At 70.8% G+C, this 20,098-nt stretch carries 16 protein-coding genes and 1 pseudogene; 5 read left to right on the plus strand and 12 right to left on the minus strand.

What is annotated here, in order from left to right:
• Positions 1–63: 63 nt before the first annotated feature.
• Positions 64–471, minus strand: a complete 408-nt coding sequence (locus ACFWGJ_RS06175; protein ID WP_387321387.1) for a hypothetical protein — start codon at positions 469–471, stop codon at positions 64–66.
• A 434-nt stretch (positions 472–905) separates the two neighbouring features.
• Between ACFWGJ_RS06175 and ACFWGJ_RS06180 the strand changes: the two are divergent.
• A pseudogene (locus ACFWGJ_RS06180) lies at positions 906–1,235 on the plus strand (ArsR/SmtB family transcription factor); the annotation flags it as partial.
• Here ACFWGJ_RS06180 and ACFWGJ_RS06185 read toward each other — a convergent pair.
• Genes ACFWGJ_RS06185 through ACFWGJ_RS06195 form a run of 3 tightly spaced genes read right to left on the minus strand, consistent with a single transcriptional unit; the run spans position 1,201 to position 3,961 of the window.
• On the minus strand, positions 1,201–1,803 hold the full coding sequence (locus ACFWGJ_RS06185; protein ID WP_387321388.1) for a hypothetical protein: 603 nt from the start codon (positions 1,801–1,803) through the stop codon (positions 1,201–1,203). The pseudogene ACFWGJ_RS06180 and the gene ACFWGJ_RS06185 sit on opposite strands and share 35 nt — an antisense overlap.
• Positions 1,800–3,233, minus strand: coding sequence for an ATP-binding protein (locus ACFWGJ_RS06190; RefSeq protein ID WP_387321423.1), 1,434 nt, complete (start codon positions 3,231–3,233; stop codon positions 1,800–1,802). Before ACFWGJ_RS06190 ends, ACFWGJ_RS06185 begins: the two co-directional genes overlap by 4 nt.
• A 32-nt stretch (positions 3,234–3,265) precedes the next feature.
• Positions 3,266–3,961, minus strand: coding sequence for a response regulator (locus ACFWGJ_RS06195; RefSeq protein ID WP_387321389.1), 696 nt, complete (start codon positions 3,959–3,961; stop codon positions 3,266–3,268).
• A 98-nt stretch (positions 3,962–4,059) separates the two neighbouring features.
• Here ACFWGJ_RS06195 and ACFWGJ_RS06200 point away from each other — a divergent pair, with 98 nt between their 5' ends.
• A complete protein-coding gene (locus tag ACFWGJ_RS06200) occupies positions 4,060–4,920 on the plus strand; it encodes a DUF3152 domain-containing protein (protein ID WP_387321390.1) in 861 nt (286 codons plus the stop codon).
• Between the two features lie 30 nt (positions 4,921–4,950).
• Entirely contained in the window at positions 4,951–8,397 is a 3,447-nt protein-coding gene (locus tag ACFWGJ_RS06205; RefSeq protein ID WP_387321391.1) for a S8 family serine peptidase, read from the plus strand.
• Positions 8,398–8,619: 222 nt separating this feature from the next.
• On the opposite strand, the gene ACFWGJ_RS06210 is transcribed toward ACFWGJ_RS06205, so the two are convergent.
• The 7 genes from ACFWGJ_RS06210 to xylB form a co-directional block, all read right to left on the minus strand.
• Positions 8,620–8,853: a bacteriocin immunity protein gene (locus ACFWGJ_RS06210; protein ID WP_381834393.1), complete on the minus strand. Its 234-nt coding sequence runs from the start codon at positions 8,851–8,853 to the stop codon at positions 8,620–8,622.
• Between the two features lie 6 nt (positions 8,854–8,859).
• Positions 8,860–8,973 carry a hypothetical protein gene (locus tag ACFWGJ_RS06215; protein WP_381834395.1) on the minus strand — a complete coding sequence of 38 codons (114 nt, stop codon included), beginning with the start codon at positions 8,971–8,973 and terminating at the stop codon, positions 8,860–8,862.
• 508 nt (positions 8,974–9,481) lie between these two features.
• Positions 9,482–11,005 (minus strand): aldehyde dehydrogenase family protein, encoded by a 1,524-nt coding sequence (locus ACFWGJ_RS06220; RefSeq protein ID WP_387321392.1) that lies wholly within the window; start codon positions 11,003–11,005, stop codon positions 9,482–9,484.
• Between the two features lie 116 nt (positions 11,006–11,121).
• The gene (locus tag ACFWGJ_RS06225; protein WP_387321393.1) at positions 11,122–12,390 is read right to left on the minus strand and encodes a GAF domain-containing protein; all 1,269 of its coding nucleotides are present in this window, start codon (positions 12,388–12,390) and stop codon (positions 11,122–11,124) included.
• Between the two features lie 142 nt (positions 12,391–12,532).
• Positions 12,533–13,144, minus strand: coding sequence for an N-acetylmuramoyl-L-alanine amidase (locus ACFWGJ_RS06230; RefSeq protein WP_387321394.1), 612 nt, complete (start codon positions 13,142–13,144; stop codon positions 12,533–12,535).
• 335 nt (positions 13,145–13,479) lie between these two features.
• Positions 13,480–14,694: an ROK family protein gene (locus tag ACFWGJ_RS06235; RefSeq protein ID WP_387321395.1), complete on the minus strand. Its 1,215-nt coding sequence runs from the start codon at positions 14,692–14,694 to the stop codon at positions 13,480–13,482.
• A gap of 107 nt (positions 14,695–14,801) precedes the next feature.
• Positions 14,802–16,247: a xylulokinase gene (xylB, locus tag ACFWGJ_RS06240; protein ID WP_387321396.1), complete on the minus strand. Its 1,446-nt coding sequence runs from the start codon at positions 16,245–16,247 to the stop codon at positions 14,802–14,804.
• A 189-nt stretch (positions 16,248–16,436) separates the two neighbouring features.
• Here xylB and xylA point away from each other — a divergent pair, with 189 nt between their 5' ends.
• Together xylA and ACFWGJ_RS06250 are read left to right on the plus strand one after the other, a co-directional pair.
• Positions 16,437–17,603, plus strand: a complete 1,167-nt coding sequence (xylA, locus tag ACFWGJ_RS06245) for a xylose isomerase (RefSeq protein WP_387321397.1) — start codon at positions 16,437–16,439, stop codon at positions 17,601–17,603.
• 397 nt (positions 17,604–18,000) lie between these two features.
• Positions 18,001–18,585 carry a hypothetical protein gene (locus ACFWGJ_RS06250; protein WP_387321398.1) on the plus strand — a complete coding sequence of 195 codons (585 nt, stop codon included), beginning with the start codon at positions 18,001–18,003 and terminating at the stop codon, positions 18,583–18,585.
• A 77-nt stretch (positions 18,586–18,662) separates the two neighbouring features.
• Here ACFWGJ_RS06250 and ACFWGJ_RS06255 read toward each other — a convergent pair whose 3' ends face one another.
• Positions 18,663–20,003, minus strand: coding sequence for an esterase-like activity of phytase family protein (locus ACFWGJ_RS06255; RefSeq protein ID WP_387321399.1), 1,341 nt, complete (start codon positions 20,001–20,003; stop codon positions 18,663–18,665).
• Between the last annotated feature and the right edge of the window lie 95 nt (positions 20,004–20,098).

Genomic DNA, 20,098 nt, shown 5'->3' on the forward strand with positions numbered 1-20,098 from the left:
CCGGCATCCACGGGATGCCGGGGCGCGAGGTCCGGTCCGCCGGTCCGGCTATCACCAGTCCGGCTACCACCAGTCCGTGCACTGCACCGCCTGGCCGCCCCCGCCGCCGCAGGCACGGAACCGGTAGTTCGGGCTGTTGTCCGTCACCTTCGCGGCGCTGGTCAGCTGAAAGCCGTCACGGCCGGCCCTGAACGGTCCGCACTGGACGTGGAGGTTACGGCCGTCCAGCGTCCAGTCCATCCACACGTCGTCCCCGGCACGCGGGACCGTGAGCGCGGCGAATCCGTACACCTTGTCGTCGATGCTGACGGCTCGCAGACTGATGCGCCCGACGAGCCCCTGCGGGTCGGAGGGGCGCAACACCTTGTCCCCCGGGCCGGCCGGGACACCGACCAGACTGTCGGAGATGTCCCGGAAGCCGAAGTTGCCACGCTCGCAATCGGCCGCCGTCGCCAGTGCCGTACTCGGCATGGCGACGGTGACTCCACCAGCCAGCAGTACGCCGGCGGCGACAGAACAGGCTGCTTTGACAATTGCACGTCCGGTCATGACGATGCCTTCCCCTCGGGCGACGAACAGCGAATACAGCGCGGATCCGGCACCACACGTGCCGAACCCGACGCCGCTGCAAGGCAACGACGGGAGACAGGGCCACTGTCCTGACACTTGTCAGGGGTGCGTCCCGGTCCCGGGGAGGGACGCTCGCGCGTCTGCCCTAGAAGAAACCGAGCTTCTGCAGGCTGTATGACGCAAGGGTGTTTTTTGTCTGCCGGTGATACAAGCGTCACACCCTTTTGACCAGCAGGTAGATCCATGACCACCGCATGGACTCCGGTCATCCTCGGTCTGACACCGCTCCCGCAGGAGAATCCTCCAGCTCAGGGGCCCGAACCCGAGTTTTCACGCGGCACAGGGTCCTGGAGCTGCTCCAGGACGGGCCGGTGCCCGTCCGTGACCTGCTCGCCGACATCGCCATCGAGCCGTCCAGCCTCTCCCCGCAGCTGGCCGTCCTCAGGCGGTCCGGCATCGTCGTCTCCATCCGGGAGGGTTCCACGGTGAGTTACGCGTTGGCCGGCGGTGACGTCGCCGAGCTCCTGCGCGCCGCCCGCCGTATCCTCACCGAGCTCTTCGCCGGCCAGAACCAGCTTCTGAGCCAGCTCCAGCAGGCGGACACCGCGGCCGCTCCGGCGGGGAGGCTGTTCATCGACTGGGGCAGCGCGCGTCCGGCGTCCTGACCAGGTGTCCGCCGCCGGTCACCGCCGCGGTCAGCGCCGCGGTGCCGGGACGGGTGAGGCGGTACGCGGCGGTCGCCGTGCACACCAGCTGCCGTACCCCGAGATCGCTCAACCCGGCCATGCCCGCGGGCAGTCGGATCGTCATCACGTTCCCCGCGACCGTCACGGTCGGGATGTCTGACACGCTCCCGGCTGCGCCGGACGGGTCCGACGGCGAGGCCTCCGGTACGTCGACGGCGGCCGACGGCGAGCCCTCCGGTACGGCGACGGCGGCCGACGGCGGTGCCATGGCGGTCGGCAGGAGGGGCAACTCGGTGGTGAGAACGTCGGTGCCCCCCTCGTCGGCCAGCGGACCGACCATCAGCAGCCGCAGCGCGTCCGTGGGGTCGCCGGGCCGGCCGGTGTTGCGCGGCACGGCGGCGAGTCGGCCGTTCTCGACGAAGTAGACCGGCGTGAGCGGCAGGGCCCCGCTCGCGGGACCGCCCGCCTCGACCACCCCGGTCGCGGGGATCCCGCAGGAGGTGACGGCGAGCAGCGCCAGCAGCGGGGCGCGGTGCAGAGCCTTCATGGCCGGTACTCCTCGGTCGGCTCCGCCCGCCGCAGCGGGAGTTCCACGGTGAAGACGGCACCGCCCGCCCGGTGGCCGGCGGCGCGCACGGTACCGTCGTGGAGGCGGACGTTCTCGGCGGTGATGGACAGGCCGAGGCCACTGCCCTCGGAGCGGATCCGGGCTGTGTCGGACTTGTAGAACCGCTCGAAGACGTGTGGCAGGACGTGGGACGGGATGCCGGGGCCGCTGTCCCGGACCTCGATCACGGCCACCGTGTCGTCACCGCTCAGGCGCACCATGACCGGACGGGCGCCGTGCTTGAGGGCGTTGCCGACCAGGTTGGCGACGATCACGTCGACGCGGCGCGGGTCGACTCGTGCGCGTACCGCGTGCGGCGGCGGCAGTTCGGTCTCCACCGTGTCCGTCCAGCCGCGGGAGGCGAGGGTGCGACGGATCGACTCGGCGAGGTCGATCTCGTCCAGGTGGAGCACCGCGGCGCCCGCGTCGAATCGGGATATCTCCATCAAGTCATCGACGAGCCGGGCGAGTTTGACGGTCTCCGTGCTGATCAGCCGGACCGCGGTGGCGGTGTCCGGGTCCAGTCGGGCGGCGTCCTCGTCGAGGATGTCGGTGACCGCCGACATCGCGGCGAGCGGGGTGCGCAGTTCGTGCGAGACGTCGGCGGCGAAGCGGCGGGCACGCGCCTCCATCTCGCGCAGTTCGGCGACCGAGGTCTCCAGCGCGGCAGCCGTCTCGTTGAACGTGTGGGACAACTCGGCGAGTTCGTCGGAGCCGTTGACCGCGAGCCGTGTGTCCAGACGGCCCTCGGCGACCCGGCGGGTGGCGAGGCGCAGCTTCCGCACCGGGACCAGCACTCCGCGCGCGGCGAGGAGGGCGAGCACCACGGCGAGGGCCAGGGCGGCCACCATGGCCCGTTCGGCCGCGGTCACCAGGGCGTCGACATAGGCCTGTTCAGTGGTCTGCGGGACCACCAGGAACACCCGGGCCCCGCTGGGCGTCTCGACGCTGTCCGGGATGCGCTGGGTGCTGAAGAGGATCGACATGCCGACGACGAGGGAGGTGCGGCCGTCGTGGCGGACCCGTTGAAAGACGGTGGCCCGGCTGGACGCGACGGCCTCGCGCAGAGCGGGCGTCACCTCGGTGAAGGGGTCGCCGGAGGCAGAGGAGCCGCTGAGGTCTCCATAGGTCACCAAGACCCGCCAGTTGCCCTGGGACTCGGTGGCCGCCATGTCCTGCGCGAACTTCCGCAGCGCCGACCGCTCGGGAGGAAGGGCGAGTTCGGCCGCGTGCTGGTTGAGCTGGGTGCGCAGTTGTCTGATGGTGGCGTCCTGACTCTGCTGGAGCACTCCGGTGCGGGCCTCCCGGAAGGTCAGGGCACCGGTCGTGACCGCGGAGATCGCGGCGACGAGTCCGAAGGCCACCACCATGCGGAACCGGAGCCCGCGCAGCCGGCGCCTCCTCACGGCGCCGCGAACCGGTAGCCGAAGCCGCGCACGGTGTGGATGTACCGGGGTGCGCGCGGAGGTTCGGACATCTTGGTGCGCAGGCGCTTGACGCAGGCGTCCACCAGACGCGCGTCGCCGTGGTAGTCGTGCTCCCAGACCGCCTCCAGAAGCTGCTGACGGCTGAACACCTGGCCCGGCGAGGCGGTCAGGGTCAGCAGGAGCCGCAGCTCGGAGGGGGCGAGGGCGATCGGCTCGCCGTGCAGCGCGACCGTAAGACCGGCCCGGTCGACGGCCAGTTCGCCGTAGGTGTGGATCTTCGGCAGGCCCTCGGCACCGGGCGCGGCCCCGGCCGCCCGGCGCAGGACGGCACGTATGCGCGCGTCGAGCACGCGGGCCAGGACGGGCTTGACGACGTAGTCGTCGGCGCCGGCCTCCAGGCCGACAACGATGTCCACTTCGTCCCCCCGGGCGGTCGCCATGATGATCGGCAGGGTCTGGTCGAGGGTCCGTACGGTGCGGCACACCTCCAGGCCGGTCATGCCGGGGAGCATCAGATCGAGGACGACGATGTCCGGCCGGAAGGACCGCAGCCGGTCAAGGCCCTCCTCGCCGGTCGCGGCGGCGGCGACGTCATGTCCTTGCCGACGCAGGGCCAGAGCGACGCCCTCCCTGACGGCGGGATCGTCTTCGATCAGCAGTACGCGTGACATGCGCACAGTATCCACACCGGTATGACCACGAGGAGGGTTATCGTTTCGTTACCTTCCGGGCCAGGTCCGATCACATGGCGATCACATCGTGAACGACCGTGACAGCGCACAAACGAAAGCCCGGCGGCGGTCGTCGCCGGAAACGCTCCGCGCGGCGCGTGCAGGGCCGACTGACCGGCGGTCTGGCCGCGTTGGCGGTCTTCGTAGCGGTCGGTGGCGCGGTGATGGCGTGGCTGCCGTCCGACGCGAGACGATCGCCCACGGCGACCGTGCCGTCCGGGATTCCTGTGACGGACTCACCCACGCCCTCCGGAACTCCGGCTCAGCCGCGGGCCGGTGAGCCGCCGGTACCGGACCGGAGCAGCGCGGCGGCCGGCCCTACCACCACCCCCCTGCCCGGGAGCGGCCCGGGGACCTTCGTCACCGCCTCCGGCCAGGGCGAGAAGGTCGGCAGGGGCACGCCCCTGCGGTACCGAGTCGAGGTGGAGAAGGGCCTGACGATCTCCCCCGCGGACGTGGCCGAACAGGTGGAGCGGACCCTGGCCGACCCGCGCGGCTGGACCGCCGACGGCCACTCGGCGTTCCAGCGGGTGTCGAGCGGGCCCACCGACTTCAGAGTGCGCCTCGCCACCCCGGGAACTGTCGACGCGATCTGCGCCGGGGGAGGCCTCGACACCGGCGGCAAGGTCAATTGCAGTGTGCACGACGACGTGATGGTCAACCTCAGACGCTGGGTCCTGGCGACCGAGTTCTACACCGAGGACGTCGTCGGGTACCGCTCCCTGATCATCAACCACGAGGTGGGCCACTTCCTCGGCCACGGCCATGTCACCTGCCCCGGCGAGGGCCGGCCGGCCCCGGCGATGATGCAGCAGATCAAGGGCCTGCACGGCTGTGTCCCCAATGTCTGGCCGTACGACCGTGGCGGCCGCCTGCTCACGGGCCCCACCGCCCCGTGAGTCCTGATCCACCGACCAATGGGAGTTCAGATGCAGTTACGCGTACGCCACAGACACGTGGCCCTGGCCGCGGGGGTGGCCTCCGCGGCCCTGGTCCTCGCCGGGCTGCCGGCCGGGGCGGGAGCCGTCGGCACGGGAACGGTCGGCACAGCAATGGTCGGCACGGGAACGGTGGGCGAGGGAGTCGTCGGCGTCGCCTCGGGCAAGAGCACCCGTACGGCCTCCGCCGTGAGGACGGTCACGCTCGTCACCGGCGACCGGGTTCTGGTGGACGGCACCGGACAGGTCTCCGGGGTGCAGCGGGCCCAGGGCCGCGAGGGTATGCCGTTCTCGGTCCGGGTCGTCGACGGGCACACCCGAGTCGTTCCCGGTGATGCCCAACTTCTGCTCGCGCAGGGCACGTTGGATTCCCGGCTGTTCGACGTCACCCAGCTGGTCGAAGACGGCTACGACGACGCGGGCCGTTCCGACCTCCCGCTGATCGTCACCTTCCACGGCAACAGCGCTCCTTCCACGAGCCCGTTCACCGCGGCCGGGGCACGGCTGGGCCGACAGCTGCCGGTCGTCAACGGCAGGGCGATGCGCTCCGCGAAGAAGCGCGGTGCCGGGTTCTGGAAGGCCGTGACCGACAACTCGGCCGCGGGGACGGCGCGGTTCGCCTCCACGGCCGGCGTGGAGAAGCTGTGGCTCGACGGGAAGCGCCGGGCCTCGCTCGACCGGAGCGTCCCGCAGATCGGCGCGCCGACCGCCTGGGCCGCGGGCTTCGACGGCACCGGCACCAAGGTCGCCGTCCTGGACACCGGCATCGACACCGCCCACCCCGACCTCGCGGGCAAGGTGGTCGCGGAGCAGGACTTCAGCGGCACCGGCAGCACGACCGACAGGTACGGACACGGCACACACGTGGCGTCCACCGTGGCGGGCAGCGGAGCGAAGTCCGGCGGGAAGTACAAGGGCATCGCACCCGGCGCCGGGCTCCTCAACGGCAAGGTCCTGGACGACTGGGGCGAGGGCCACGACTCCGAGATCATCGCGGGCATGGAGTGGGCGGTGGCCCAGGGCGCGGACGTCGTCAACCTGAGCCTCGGCGGCCCGGATCTCCCCGGCATCGATCCGATGGAGGAGACGGTCGATCGGCTCTCCGCCGAGTCCGGCACCCTCTTCGTCATCGCGGCCGGCAACGATGGCGACGGCGAACGGACCGTCGGCTCACCGGGCAGCGCGGCGTCCGCCCTGACCGTCGGCGCGGTCGACAAGTCCGACGCGCTGGCCGCCTTCTCCAGCCGCGGTCCGCGCGTCGGCGACGGCGGTGTCAAACCCGACCTGACCGCGCCGGGGGTCGACATCACCGCCGCGGCCGCGGCCGGCAGTGTCCTGGCGGACCTGTATCCCTCGGACGTCCCCGGCTACCTGACGATCGAGGGCACCTCGATGGCCACCCCGCATGTGGCGGGCGCCGCGGCGATCCTCGCCCAGCGGCACCCCGGCTGGCGCGGTGAGCGGATCAAGGCGGTGCTGACCGGTTCCGCGAAGCCGGGCACGTACAGCTCCTTCCAGCAGGGCACCGGACGGGTCGATCTGGTCCGGGCGCTGGACGAGAGCGTGGTCACCGAGCAGGGCCACCTCGACTTCGGAGTCCAGCAGTGGCCGCACGACGACGACACGGCCCGGACCAAGAACCTCACCTACCGCAACCTCGGCACCGATCCGGTCACGCTCGACCTGTCCGTGGACGCGTACGGAGTGGACCGCAAGCTCGCCGCCGAGGGCATGTTCACCGTCTCCCCGCGGCAGATCACGGTCCCCGCGGGCGGCGAGGCGAGCGCGGAGGTCACCGCGGACACCCGCGCCGGAACCGTGGACGGCAGCTTCGGCGGCTCGGTCACGGCCTCCTCCGCCGACGGGCGGATCCAGGTGCGGTCCGCAGTCGGGGTGGACCGCGAGGTCGAGTCGTACGACCTGACGCTCAGGCACACCGACGAGGACGGCAGGGCGACCGGTGACGCCGTGACCTCCGTCGCGGACCTGAACGGCAGCTTCTACGCCGACTACGCCGACGAGCGGGACGGTGAGCTGACGGTCCGGCTGCCCAAGGCCGATTACCTCCTCAACGGGGTGATCCACCCGTCGACCGGCTCTGCCGAGCGCGCCGTCCTGGTCCAGCCGAGGCTCCGCCTGGATCGGGACACGACCGTGGAGGTCGACGCCCGGCAGGCGAAGCCGGTGGACATCACCGTGCCCGACGCGGGGGCCGTGAACGACGACGCCGCGGTCACCGTCGAGTACGGGCGGGGCGAGGGGCTCGACGACGCCCACTTGGAGTTCCTGATGCCCACCTTCGTGGGCTCCCGGTTCGGGCGGCTCGGCCCGGACGGCTCGGTGACGGGGCTGACCTCCCTGTTCTCCGGCCGCTGGACCGGCAAGGGCAAGGACGGCAGACCGGTCAACTACCACCTGAGCTGGTACCGGGAGGGCAGCCTGGACGGCTTCACCGCGAAGATCGGGCGGGAGCAGTTGGCCAAGGTGAACCTGGAGGTGGGCGAGCCGGTCGACGGTCGGCGCGTCCAGGCCGAGGTGACCCCGCACCTGCCCGACGGCCGTCTGGTGCCCGGCGGGAGCGACATGCGCGGCGACCTGCCGTACCGGAGCACCGAGTATGTCCTCGACAACGGCGTGAAGTGGTCGGTGCGCGCCTGGCAGCGCTTCGGCGACGGCCAGGACGCGGTCTTCGAGGGCTTCCTGATGCGCATGCCGAGGCACTGGATGGCCGGCCGCACCTATGCCGAGCGATTCGGCGTCGGCGTCTTCGGGCCGGTCCTGAACGGTCCCGACGACCTCGGGCCGGGCCGTGGCTACCCGGGTGTCGGCCGCGCCGGGAACACGCTCAGGGTCTTCCTGCCGCTGTTCGGCGACGGCTCCGGGCACTGGGGTCTGAGCGAGCCGGTCTCGGTGACGTCCCGGCTGGAGGCGGACGGCAAGGAGATCGCCGACGATTACGGCATCCAGCCGACCACCGGCCCGACGGAGTACACCCTGCCCGCCGGGGACACCGCGTACCGGCTGACCGTGGACAACTCCCGTGATCCGGCCGTGTATCCGGTCAGCACCCGCGTCCACACCGAGTGGACCTTCCGCTCGGCCAGAACCCCCGAAGGCGACTTCGCCCCGGCGCCGCTGTCCACGGTCCGCTTCAGCCCGAAGCTGACCCTGGCGAGCACCGCGAAGGCGGGCCGGCACTTCGAGGTGCCCTTCACTGTCGAGGGGGCGGCGGCCGGACAGAGCCCGGCCGCGCTCGCCTTCCAGGTGTCGTACGACGAGGGCAGGACCTGGCAGCCCGCCAAGTCCGTCGGCGGTACGCGCCTGTCGCTGAAGCACCCGGCGAGGGCGGGTTCCGTGTCGCTGCGCGCGAAACTGACCGACCGGGCGGGCAACACCGTGACCCAGACGATCGAAAGGGCCTACCTGATCACCGAGTGAGCTGGGGACACGCCTGCGCCCGGGACGGCCGTACCACCGTGCCGGGCACAGGTGTTATCCAATCACCGTGAGGGGACGCCGGTTGAGGGCCAATGATTCGCATGGGGTCGCGGGGCGCCGGTGCAGGATCCGCTTTGGGGAGAGCAATTACTGACCTTGTTGGCGTGATGTCGTCGAGGTGAGGCCGGTTTCGGCGAGGCATCCGTCGATGTACTCTCGCCCTCACAAAGCGAAGGGAGTATAGGCCAACGCGTTGTCCACGACCTCTTCTGCCGTCAAACCGTCCGCAAGGCCTTCGTTGGTGGGGTGGTAAATGAGATTGAGTACGCGAGGATGCGGCACGCTCGCTTCGAGAATCTCAACGAGCCTATCTCCTTCCTCCTCCGTCTCATTTGCTGCCATGATTTTGCGGACAAGCTCGACGAGTTGATCACGAGTCAATTCCTGCACGGCCACGACGCCTCACTCATGATAGTCGGGATCCAGCACCTCAGCGTGATGAGGAGGAGTGACAACTCCCAAGTTGTCCAGCTCGTATACACCGCCGCCGTGCTGAATAGGTTTCACATGATGCAGGACGTATTTATTGTTCTATATCAGGCAGATGCCCACCACGGTACTGGTGTTGTACTGGCGGGCGCGTAGGTCGAGGTTGCCGCTGGTGGTCTCGTACCGCGCGCCGATGTGAGAGGGAGTGCTCGCTGGGGCTCCGCTGCTGGTGGTGTTCAGGACGCGAGTGCCGAACGGGGTCGTCGGCCCAGCGCTGAGGGAAGGTGCCAGTGCTACTGGCGGCATCGACCGGTGAGCCCTGAGTGTCGTGGTGATGGTAGAAGAGCGTCCCCGCCCCAGTCTTCCGCATACACGCAACTCGACGGACCGATCCTGCTCGTCTGGGACACCCTCAACGGCCGCCTCGCTTACGGGATGTGGCAGTTCATCGCTCGGCAGGACATGCTGATCGTCCGTCGCCTGCCTTGCCACGCACTCGACTTCCGTTACTCTGCACTTCACCCCGTGACTCAGATGCAGGCCGGGAAGGGCGCCTGACAGGTGAAGCGCTTGGTCAGGCGCCCTTTTTCGGCGTCTAGAAGAAGCCCAGTTTCTGCGGCGAGTACGACACCAGCAGATTCTTCGTCTGCTGGTAGTGCTCCAGCATCATCTGGTGGTTCTCCCGGCCTATGCCCGACTGCTTGTAGCCGCCGAACGCCGCGTGCGCCGGGTACGCGTGGTAGCAGTTCGTCCACACCCGGCCCGCCTGGATCGAACGCCCCGCGCGGTACGCCGTGTTCATGTCCCTTGTCCACACACCGGCGCCGAGCCCGTACAGCGTGTCGTTGGCGAGCTTGATGGCGTCGTCGAAGTCCGCGAACGACGTGACGGACACGACGGGACCGAAGATCTCCTCCTGGAAGATCCGCATCCTGTTGTCGCCCTGGAAGATCGTCGGCTGTACGTAGTACCCGCCCGCCAACTCGCCGTCGTACTCGATACGGTGGCCGCCCGTGAGTACCTTGGCACCCTCCTGCTGGCCGATGTCCAGGTAGGAGAGGATCTTCTCCAGCTGGTCGTTGGAGGCCTGAGCGCCGATCATCGTCTCGGTGTCGAGCGGATGGCCGGGCTTGATCAGCTCGGTACGGGCGACCGCCGCGTCGAGGAACTCGCTGTAGTGGCCCTGCTGGACGAGCGCCCGGGACGGACAGGTGCACACCTCGCCCTGGTTCAGCGCGAACATCGTGAAACCTTCGAGCGCCTTGTCCCGGAAGTCGTCGTCCTTCGCCCAGACGTCGTCGAAGAAGATGTTCGGCGACTTGCCGCCCAGTTCGAGCGTGACCGGCTTGATGTTCTCCGAGGCGTACTGCATGATCAGCCGCCCCGTCGTCGTCTCGCCGGTGAACGCGACCTTCGCCACCCGCGCGCTGGACGCCAGCGGCTTGCCCGCCTCGACACCGAAGCCGTTGACGATGTTCACGACGCCCGGCGGCAGCAGGTCCGAGATCAGGCTCATCAAGTAGTGGATGGACGCCGGAGTCTGCTCGGCGGGCTTGATGACGACGGCGTTGCCCGCCGCGAGCGCCGGCGCCAGCTTCCACACCGCCATCAGGATCGGGAAGTTCCACGGAATGATCTGCGCCACGACACCCAGCGGCTCATGGAAGTGGTACGCCACCGTGTCGTCGTCGATCTCGCTGAGCGAGCCCTCCTGCGCCCGGGCCGCTCCCGCGAAGTAGCGGAAGTGGTCGATGGCGAGGGGGATGTCGGCGGCCAGCGTCTCCCGGACCGGCTTGCCGTTCTCCCAGCTCTCCGCGACCGCGAGCTTCTCCAGGTTCGCCTCCATCCGGTCGGCGACCTTGAGCAGGATGTCGGCCCGCGCGGTCACCGACGTGCGGCCCCAGGCGGGCGCGGCTGCGTGCGCCGCGTCCAGGGCCCGCTCCACGTCCTCGGCCGTGCCCCGCGCGATCTCCGTGAACGGCTGCCCGTTCACCGGACTCGGGTTCTCGAAGTACTGCCCACGGGCGGGCTCCACGTACTCGCCGCCGATGAAGTGGTCGTACCGCGACTGGTAGGAGACGATCGCGCCTTCGGTGCCGGGCGCTGCGTAACGGGTCATGTGCTCTGCCTCCCGAGGAAGGGCCGCCCGCCGTTGGACGGCTCTCGCGGCGAGCGTAGGGACGGGGAGGTTGCAGATACGTTGCGTGCAGTGCGCGGCGGACCCGGTCGCGCCCGTCAGTGCCGTGCCCGCCACGGGTACGCCGACTGCTCCGCCTCCAGCTCTGCCAGCCGCGTCCGTATCGGAGCCGTCGGGCGTACGGCGGCCAGTGCCCGCCACACGTCGAGGTCGTCCTCACCCCACGACGACTGCGCCCAGCGCACCAGCAGGTCGGGGTCACCCCCGGAGACGAGGGCCGCCCGCAGTCCGTCCGCGAGCCGTCGCCGCAGCCGCGCCACCGCCGGGGCCTGGGAACCGGGCAGCAACGGCCCCGCGTACGCGGCCATAGCCGCCGTGATCGCGCCGGCGGCGAGTCGGCGCTCCACGACCGCGACATCGGACTCGACCGCGACCGCGAGCCGATAGGGCCGTGAACCCAGGACCCCGGCGCCGAGCAGCCGTCGCAGGCGGGCCAGTTCCGCGCGCAGCGTCACCGGGGTCACCGACTCGTCCTCGTACAGCGAGCACAGCAGTTCGTCGCCCGTCAGGCCGTCCGGGTGTCTGGACAGCAGCACCAGGAGCTCGCTGTGCCGGCGGCTCAGGCGCAGTTTTCGGCCGCTTGCCACGAGGAGCGCCTCGTCCCGGCCCAGGGCGGTCAGCTGCAGGGCGTCGGTGTCGGCCGGTATCGGGGTGAGCAGCGCCAGCTGGGACTCGGCCGCGCGTGCCACGGCCTGCACGAACCCCAGGCTGTGCGGATGCGCCAGCCCGTCCCCGCCGGTGATGTCGACGGCGCCGAGCAGCCGTCCCGTACGCGGATCGTGCACCGGAGCCGCCGCGCAGGTCCATGGCTGGACGCGCCGGATGAAGTGCTCCGCCGCGAACACCTGCACCGGCCGGTCGAGCGCGACCGCCGTACCCGGGGCGTTCGTGCCCATGGCGGACTCCGCCCACCGCGCGCCCGGCACGAAGTTCATGCCGTCCGCCTTCTGCCGGGTGGCGGGATGGCCCTCCACCCACAGGAGTCTGCCCTGCGCGTCGCAGACCGCGAGGAGGTGCTCGCCGTCCGATGCGAACGTGCCCATGAGTTCACGGAACAACGGCATCACCGGCGCCAACGGGTGCTCCGACCGGTACGAACCGAGGTCTCCGTCGGTGAGTTCCACACTGGCGGAGCCGTCCGGTCCGACCCCGGCCCGTGCCGAACGCCGCCATGAGTCGGCGACCACGGACCGCACCGGTCTTGAGACCGTCCCCGCCTCGGTGAACGTCTCGTGGGCACGCCGCAGCACGCGAACCCGCTCGACGGGGTCGGCGCCCGGATTCAGGGCCACCCATGGATCGGTCAACCCGGCCTCCCGCGAAGCGATGGGACTGGACGTGATAGCGATGGGACTGGACGTAATGGGGACTGGATGCGATGCGGTGTGGGACATCGTCACTCGGGCGGCGGACGCGGACAAGCGTCCGTGACACTCCGTCCTCGGCCGGTCAGGCGAAGTTGACGAGTCTGATGTAGCGCGTCCAGTCCCAGTTCGGGCCCGGGTCGGTGTGGTCGCTGCCCGGTACTTCGTAGTGGGCGAGGATGTGTGAGCGGTCCTTGGGGATCGCGTACTTGGTGCAGATCGCCGCGGTGAGCTTCGCCGACTCCTCGTACAGGGCGTTGGTGAAGTACTGCGGCTTGTCCACCCAGCCCTCGTGCTCGATGCCGATGCTGCGGGTGTTGTAGTCCCAGTTCCCCGCGTGCCAGGCGATGTCGCGCTCGCGCACCATCTGGGCGATGTGGCCGTCGGCGGATCTGACGACGTAGTGCGCCGACACCTGCTTCTTCGGGTTCTGGAAGATGGCGAGGGTGTCCGCGTACGTCGCCTGGGTCACGTGCACGACGACGAAGTCGACGGGGTGGCTCGTCGGGCGGTTGGCCACCGTGTAGTTGGACGTGTTCGCCGGGGACCATTCGGACGGCGGGTAGTCGAGGCCCCGCGGCGCGGCGCCCGCCCGCACGGTGGGGAGCAGAGCGGTGGACAGCGTGGCGAGGGCCGCGCTCTGGAGCAGGCGCCGCCGGCTGGGCAGGGTGGCTGGCAGGTACTTGGCTCGGTCCACAGGTTTCCTCTCGGCGGATGCGGTTCAGGTCGTGGAGACGGGGGCTCAACGAGTCGGCGTCGCGCCGGTTTCGTGCCTGGACTCGTGGTCGCGCCGTCCTCACGTGAAACACGGTACGGCTCTTGCCGGTTGGGGAGGAGAGGCCTGCCCGGGTCCGTGGACAGCACTGTGACTGTGGACAACTCGGCCACCCGAAAGGGTGATTGCCGCCCCCACGACCCGCCCAGGTGCCCCCACGCAGGCGCCCTCGCTCAGGTCCCAGGTCCCAGGTCTCAGGCCTCAGGCCGCAGGTCCCAGGCCTCAGGCCTCAGGTCTCAGGCCTCAGGTCCCAGGTCTCAGGCCGACGCCCCGCCACCCACCGCCGCCGGATCGTCGAGCACGGCGCGCACGACGGAATGCGCGGCGCCCAGCAGCGGGCCTTCCGGGCCGAGCCGTGAGACCGACACCGCGCAGGCGGGCCCCGCCGTCCTGCGGGCCAGTTCGCGCTCCAGCGAGGGCAGCAACCAGGGCGCCAGCCCGGACAGCGCCCCGCCCAGCACGACGGCCTCCGGATCCAGCAGATTGACCGCGCCCGTCAGCGCGATGCCCAGCGCGGTACCGGCGTCGCGCAACGCCCGCCGTACGTTCTTGTCGCCTTCCGCGGCGTGCTCGGCCAGCAGTCCGACCCGGTCCTCGCCCGGCTCCAGGCCGGCCGCGCGCAGCACGGCCTCCTCACCTGCGTACTGCTCCAGACAACCGCGCCCTCCGCAGGCGCACGCGGGTCCCTCGGGCCGTACCGGCACATGTCCCAACTCGCCCGCGAAACCACGCGTCCCGCGCAGCAGCCGGCCGTCCACGAGCACGGCCCCGCCGATGCCGATCTCCGCGGAGACGTGCAGAAAGTCGCGCGGTGCCTCCTCGTTGAGCCAGAGTTCGGCCAGCCCGCCGAAGTTGGCCTCGTTGTCGACGGTGAGCGGCAGGACGTCGGGCAGCAGGGGAGCGAGGTCGGTGTCGAGCCAGCCGAGGTTCGGGGCGCGCACCACGGTCCGGGCGTCGCGCGCCACCAGACCGGGCACGGCGACGGCGAGACCCGCGGGCCACAGTCCCTCCTGGTCCGCCTCGGCGACGATCCGGCGTACCAGCGCGGTCAGTTCACCGAGCACGGGTTCGGGCGCACGGCCGCGGTTGGTGCCGTGCCGTACGACCCGCGCGCGCACCTTGCCGCGCAGGTCGACCGCGCACACGGCGAGGTGGTCGACGCCGATCTCCGCGCCGATCCCCGCCGGACCGCGTCCGCTCAGGGCCAGCGCCGAACCGGGCCGCCCCACCCGCCCCGGCCGCTCGGGGCCCAGTTCGTCGAGCAGCCCGGAGCGGATCAGCTCGTCCACGAGGGTCGACACGGCCGCCCGCGTCAGGCCGATGCGCGAGGCGACGGCGGCGCGGGACAGCGGCCCCTCGGCGTTCACGGTGTGCAGTACCCGTGCGAGGTTGCGCCGGCGCATGCCCTGTTGTGTGTCGGGCAGTCGTCGGCCGGGGCTGCTGGGGTGGGCCTCGTGGAGCGGTGCGGTCATCTGCCTGAGTCGGTCCTCGTCCGGCCGGTCCCCTGAGGGCTGTCCTGTCCGTGCTGGCGCCTCGGGGGGCCGGCGGCGACCGGCCCCGCTCCCCGGAGGCGAAGCCGTCAGCGCTGATCGGCCTCCCGTTCCAGCAGCGGGGCCGCGTCGGAGATTACCCCGGCGATCCGGGCGAGCGCCGCCTCGTCCCGTTCCCCGGCTTCGAGAACCGGCCCATGCGCCGTGTTCCAGCGCCGGGCCACCGCCGCCGGATCCTCGCCGGTCAGCACTCCCGCGGCCTGCGCTGCGGCGCCGAGCGCGACCAGCTCCTTGGCCTCGGGCACCTGGACGGCACGCCCTGAAAGGCGGCGTACGGTCTCCTGCCAGGCCCTGCCCCGGGCGCCGCCGCCGATGAGCAGGAGCGGCGCCGAACGGTCCGCGTCCTCGTCGAGCACCAGGTCGAGCGCGCCGAGCAGGGAGTGGACCGCGCCGTCGTACGCGGCCTGGAGCAGCTGGCCCTTCGTCGTGTCGTGCCGCAGCCCGTGCAGCAGGCCCGAGGCGTGCGGCAGGGCCGGGGTGCGCTCTCCGTCCAGGTAGGGCAGCAGCGTCACGCTCGTACCGGGCTCGACGGCCTCGCGGTCGATGCCGAGGAGGGCGGCGACGCGGTCCACGGCGAGCGTGCAGTTGAGGGTGCAGGCCAGGGGCAGCCAGTCGCCCCGCGCGTCGGCGAAGCCCGCCACGGTTCCGGTGGGGTCGGCGGGCCGCCGCGTCGACACCGCGTACACCGTGCCGGACGTGCCGAGGCTGAGCACCGCGGTGCCCGGGCGCAGGCCGAGGCCCAGCGCGGCGGCGGCGTTGTCACCGGTGCCCGGAGCGACCAGCGTGCCCTTGGCGAAGGGCAGACCGGCGACGTCGCGGACGGTGCCGACGACCTCTCCGGGCCTGACCACCCGGGGCAGCAGGGCGGGGTCGAGCCCCACGTGACGGAGGACCTCCTCGTCGTACGCCTCCGTTCCGGACGCCCACCAGCCCGTACCGGAGGCGTCGCCCCGGTCGGTCGTGCCCTGCCCGGTGAGGAGTTCGGTGAGGTAGTCGTGGGGCAGCCGTACGGACGTGGTGGCGCGGACGGACTCGGGCTCGTGCTCGGCGAGCCACGCCCATTTGGTGACGGTGATGGACGGGCCCGGCACGCTGCCGGTGCGTTCGGCCCACGCCTTGGGCCCGCCCAGTTCCTCCAGGAGACGGCTGGCCTGCGGCGCCGACCGGACGTCGTTCCACAGGAGCGCGGGACGCACCGGGGCGCCCTGCGCGTCGAGGGTGACGAGCCCGTGCTGCTGACCGGCGACGGACACCGCCGCGGCCTCGCGTGCCGCGTCCCCGCACTGGTGCAGCGCCTCGCGCAGCGCGTCCCACCACTGGCGCGGATCGCTCTCGCGGCCCGCTCCGGAGGACACGGTGTGCGGCGCCTGACCGCTCGCGACCACCTTGCCGGTGGCCACGTCCACCACCAGGGCCTTGGTGGATTGGGTGGACGTGTCCACGCCAACGACGAGCGGACCCTCGGCTGCTGACATCGGGCTCTCCCTCTTCCGCGGCTCCGCGGGGTCTGACCTGGTGTTTTCGGGTTCCGTCCGGGCTGTCGCAGCTCGGATTTCGCCCGCCGTCCCTCTTCCGGGACATCTTCTCCCTTCCCAGGGATGCCTCCGCATACTAATTTGTTAAGCGCCATGACGAAATAGTCGGAGCAAGCAAGGAGCCGCGGCATGAACTACCAGCCCACCCCCGAGGACAGGTTCACCTTCGGCCTGTGGACCGTCGGCTGGCAGGGAAGGGACCCGTTCGGCGACGCCACCCGGGCCGCCCTCGACCCGGTCGAATCGGTGCAGCGCCTTTCGGAACTCGGCGCCCACGGAGTGACCTTCCACGACGACGACCTGATCCCCTTCGGGTCCTCGGAGACCGAGCGCGAGTCGCACATCAAGCGCTTCCGGCAGGCTCTCGACACGACCGGTATGACCGTGCCGATGGCCACCACGAACCTGTTCACGCACCCCGTCTTCAAGGACGGCGCCTTCACCGCCAACGACCGGGACGTGCGCCGCTACGCGCTGCGCAAGACGATCCGCAACATCGACCTGGCGGCCGAACTGGGCGCGCAGATCTATGTGGCGTGGGGCGGCCGTGAGGGCGCCGAGTCCGGCGCAGCCAAGGACGTACGCGTCGCACTCGACCGCATGAAGGAGGCCTTCGACCTCCTCGGTGAGTACGTGACCTCCCAGGGCTACGATCTGCGCTTCGCGATCGAGCCCAAGCCGAACGAGCCCCGCGGCGACATCCTCCTGCCGACGGTCGGCCACGCGCTCGCCTTCATCGAGCGCCTGGAACGCCCGGAGCTGTACGGCGTCAACCCCGAAGTGGGCCACGAGCAGATGGCCGGGCTGAACTTCACGCACGGCATCGCCCAGGCCCTGTGGGCGGGCAAGCTCTTCCACATCGACCTCAACGGCCAGTCCGGCATCAAGTACGACCAGGACCTGCGCTTCGGAGCGGGCGATCTGCGCTCCGCCTTCTGGCTGGTCGATCTCCTGGAGACGGCCGGTTACGCCGGCCCGAGGCACTTCGACTTCAAGCCGCCGCGGACCGAGGACTACGACGGCGTCTGGGCCTCGGCCGCGGGCTGCATGCGCAACTACCTGATCCTGAAGGAGCGGGCCGAGGCCTTCCGGGCCGACCCCGAGGTCCAGGAAGCCCTGCGGGCCTCGCGCCTGGACGAACTGGCGCAGCCCACCGCCGCGGACGGCCTCCAGGCGCTGCTCGCGGACAGCGCCTCCTTCGAGGGCTTCGACGCCGATGCGGCCGCCGCGCGCGGGATGGCGTTCGAGCGCCTCGACCAGCTGGCCATGGACCACCTGCTGGGCGCCCGCGGCTGATCGCGTACAGGGCCGACGAACGATCTCTGCGCGGAAGCGTCCGGAATCATGCGGTCCACGCCATGAATCCGTACCGAGTTCCGTAGCAAGTTCCGCGCAGGGGTCGCTTCATGACCGGTTCGAGGCGACTCTTGATGGTATGGCCACGCCGCCCTTACCGCCCGAGCCTCCTCGGCCGCCGGACAGCACGCCGCCCTACGGAGGCGGCGGGTACGGTCCCCCGCCCGGAGGCTTCGGCCCTCCTCCCGACGGTTACGGCCCACCGCCAGGTGGTGGCGACCCGCCGTGGAACAGCGGGGGAGGGGGCGGCCGGCAGCCGCCTCCACCGTCGTCGCCACCACCAGGACCGCCGGACGGTCCCGGCGGGCGCCGCAGGGCGCTCCTGATCCTGCTGGCCGTGATCCTGGGGATCGGCGCGGTGTCCGCGGTCGCCCTGGTGGTCACCAGCGGTGACGGGTCGTCGGACAAGAAGCCGCCGTCGGAGAGCAGCTCCACCAAGGGGCGGCTGCCGTCACCCTCACTGAGCATTCCGTCGCAGCTCCCGAGCGAGCTGCCGTCGTCCCTGCCCTCCGGGGTGCCGTCCGAACTGCCCAGCGGTGTGGAGTCGCTGCTTCCGTCCTTCGCGAGCGATGAAGTGCCGTACTACATGCTGCGGACCGGTGACTGCTTCGACATCGACGGCAGCCGGCCGGGCCAGGCGGTCAAGCGTCCGTGCGACCGGAAGCACGACGCCGAGGTCGTGACGGTGACCGAACTGGAAGGCGCCTACACGACCGATGCCGCCCTCAAGAAGGCGGCATCGGGCCTGTGCCAGGACCCCCTGGACAGCAAGGCGGCCAAGCAGCCCGCCGACACCGTCCGCGGCACGCTGGTGCAGTACCCCGACCCCGCGGGATTCAAGATCGGCATCGACAACGTCGCGTGCAGCCTGGCCGCCGACGGAGCGGACGGGAACCGCAAGCTCACCAAGCCGCTGAGGTGAACCACGCGCGCGTGGCCGGAAGTTCGGCGTGCTGCACGCGCGCGTGGAGGGCGAAAACGCCGGACGGAGCCGTCCGTTCAGATCCCGCGCGGCAGGCGTACGTACGTCACGGTGGTCTCGATCCCGCTGTCCACCAGGCGTCCCTGGGCGTCGAAGGCCCCGGTCCCGTCCGTCATCCCGAAGTCGTTGTCGTTGATCAGCGCGAGCGTGTCACGGTCCACGCGCGCGACGCCCTCGATCTTCCCAGGCACTCCCTTCACCTTTCCGAGGTCGACGACAAGACGCTTGCGCAGCACGGGGACACCGGACGCGGCGGGGTCCTCCAACTGCTCAAGTGACGGCGACGTCGTGCTGTCGTCCCACTTGTCCCCGAGGATGTCCGCACCGCGGCTCAGCCTCACGACCTGCAACCTGGCGGCCTTGTCGGTGCGCTCCTCCACCAGCAACTCGTCGCGGCCGACGGCCACCACGGACGAGATCTTCAGCTCGGAGGTGTCGTCCTCGCCCGGGTCGACCGTGCCCACCGGGTCGAACCGGTACGCGTACTCGGCGGTGACGGCCCGCTTCTTGGGTGAGAAGCGCAGCAGACGCGCGGTCAGGGACTCCTCGCCCGCATCCGTGTCCGGCAGGGACAGCGGACTCTGTACGGCCAGCACCAAGTCGCCGCCTGGGAGCTGGGCGAGCCCTTCGAAGCCGCGGTTGATCTTCCGGTGCAGCAGGACCGAGGGCAGCGCCTCGACCACCGGATAGCCGGCGCCCTTCAGGTTCAGCCCCTTAGGGACGTACCGGGTGAGTACCTTCCCGCGCGCGGAGACATGGACCAGCGAGGGCCCGTACTCGTCCACGAGCCAGAAACTGCCGTCCTCGGAGCGCACGATCCCTTCGGTGTCCAGACCGTTCGGGTCGTACGAGAGCGCGGTCTTCGCGTCGTAGGAGTACGGGGCTTCGTCGCGTGCCTGCTGGTTGGGCAGGCCGGTGACGGGCTTGCCCGAACCGGTGGTTATCGCCATCGCGTCCAGCACCTTCACCGACCCACCGGACACCCGGATCTTCACGATCGCCGGGTCGAAGCCGGGCACGGGAAACGTACGGCGCTTGACGCCGTCCACCTTGATCTGGCCGTTGGGGCCGCGGTCGGTGACGGTCCAGAACTCTCCCTTGCGGCCCGCGGGGTAGATGTCGCTCCCGATGCCGCCGAGGTCCACATCCCGGTCGTCGGCCACCGTGCCCGGCAGCAGCCCGTTGCTGAACGTGCCGAGAGGGAGGTCGCCGAGCGTCGCGGAGCCCGTGACCCGCGCGTCGCCCGAAGGCGCGCCGACCGCCGGGCCCGCCACCACGAGAGCGGCCAGCACGGCGAGCGGCACGCCCGTGGCGACGGAACGGTGGACACGGCGCCGGCCTGCGGCGTGCGGGGACATGGGGCCTCCTGGTGCACAAGTTCGATGACTGTCGCCAGATTTCGCCCTCACGTCGAACGCCGTGCGGCTGCCGGATGAACACCGGGCGTCCAGCG

The sequence above is a fragment of the Streptomyces sp. NPDC060205 genome, assembly GCF_042728395.1.
In the GTDB taxonomy this organism is placed as follows: domain Bacteria; phylum Actinomycetota; class Actinomycetes; order Streptomycetales; family Streptomycetaceae; genus Streptomyces.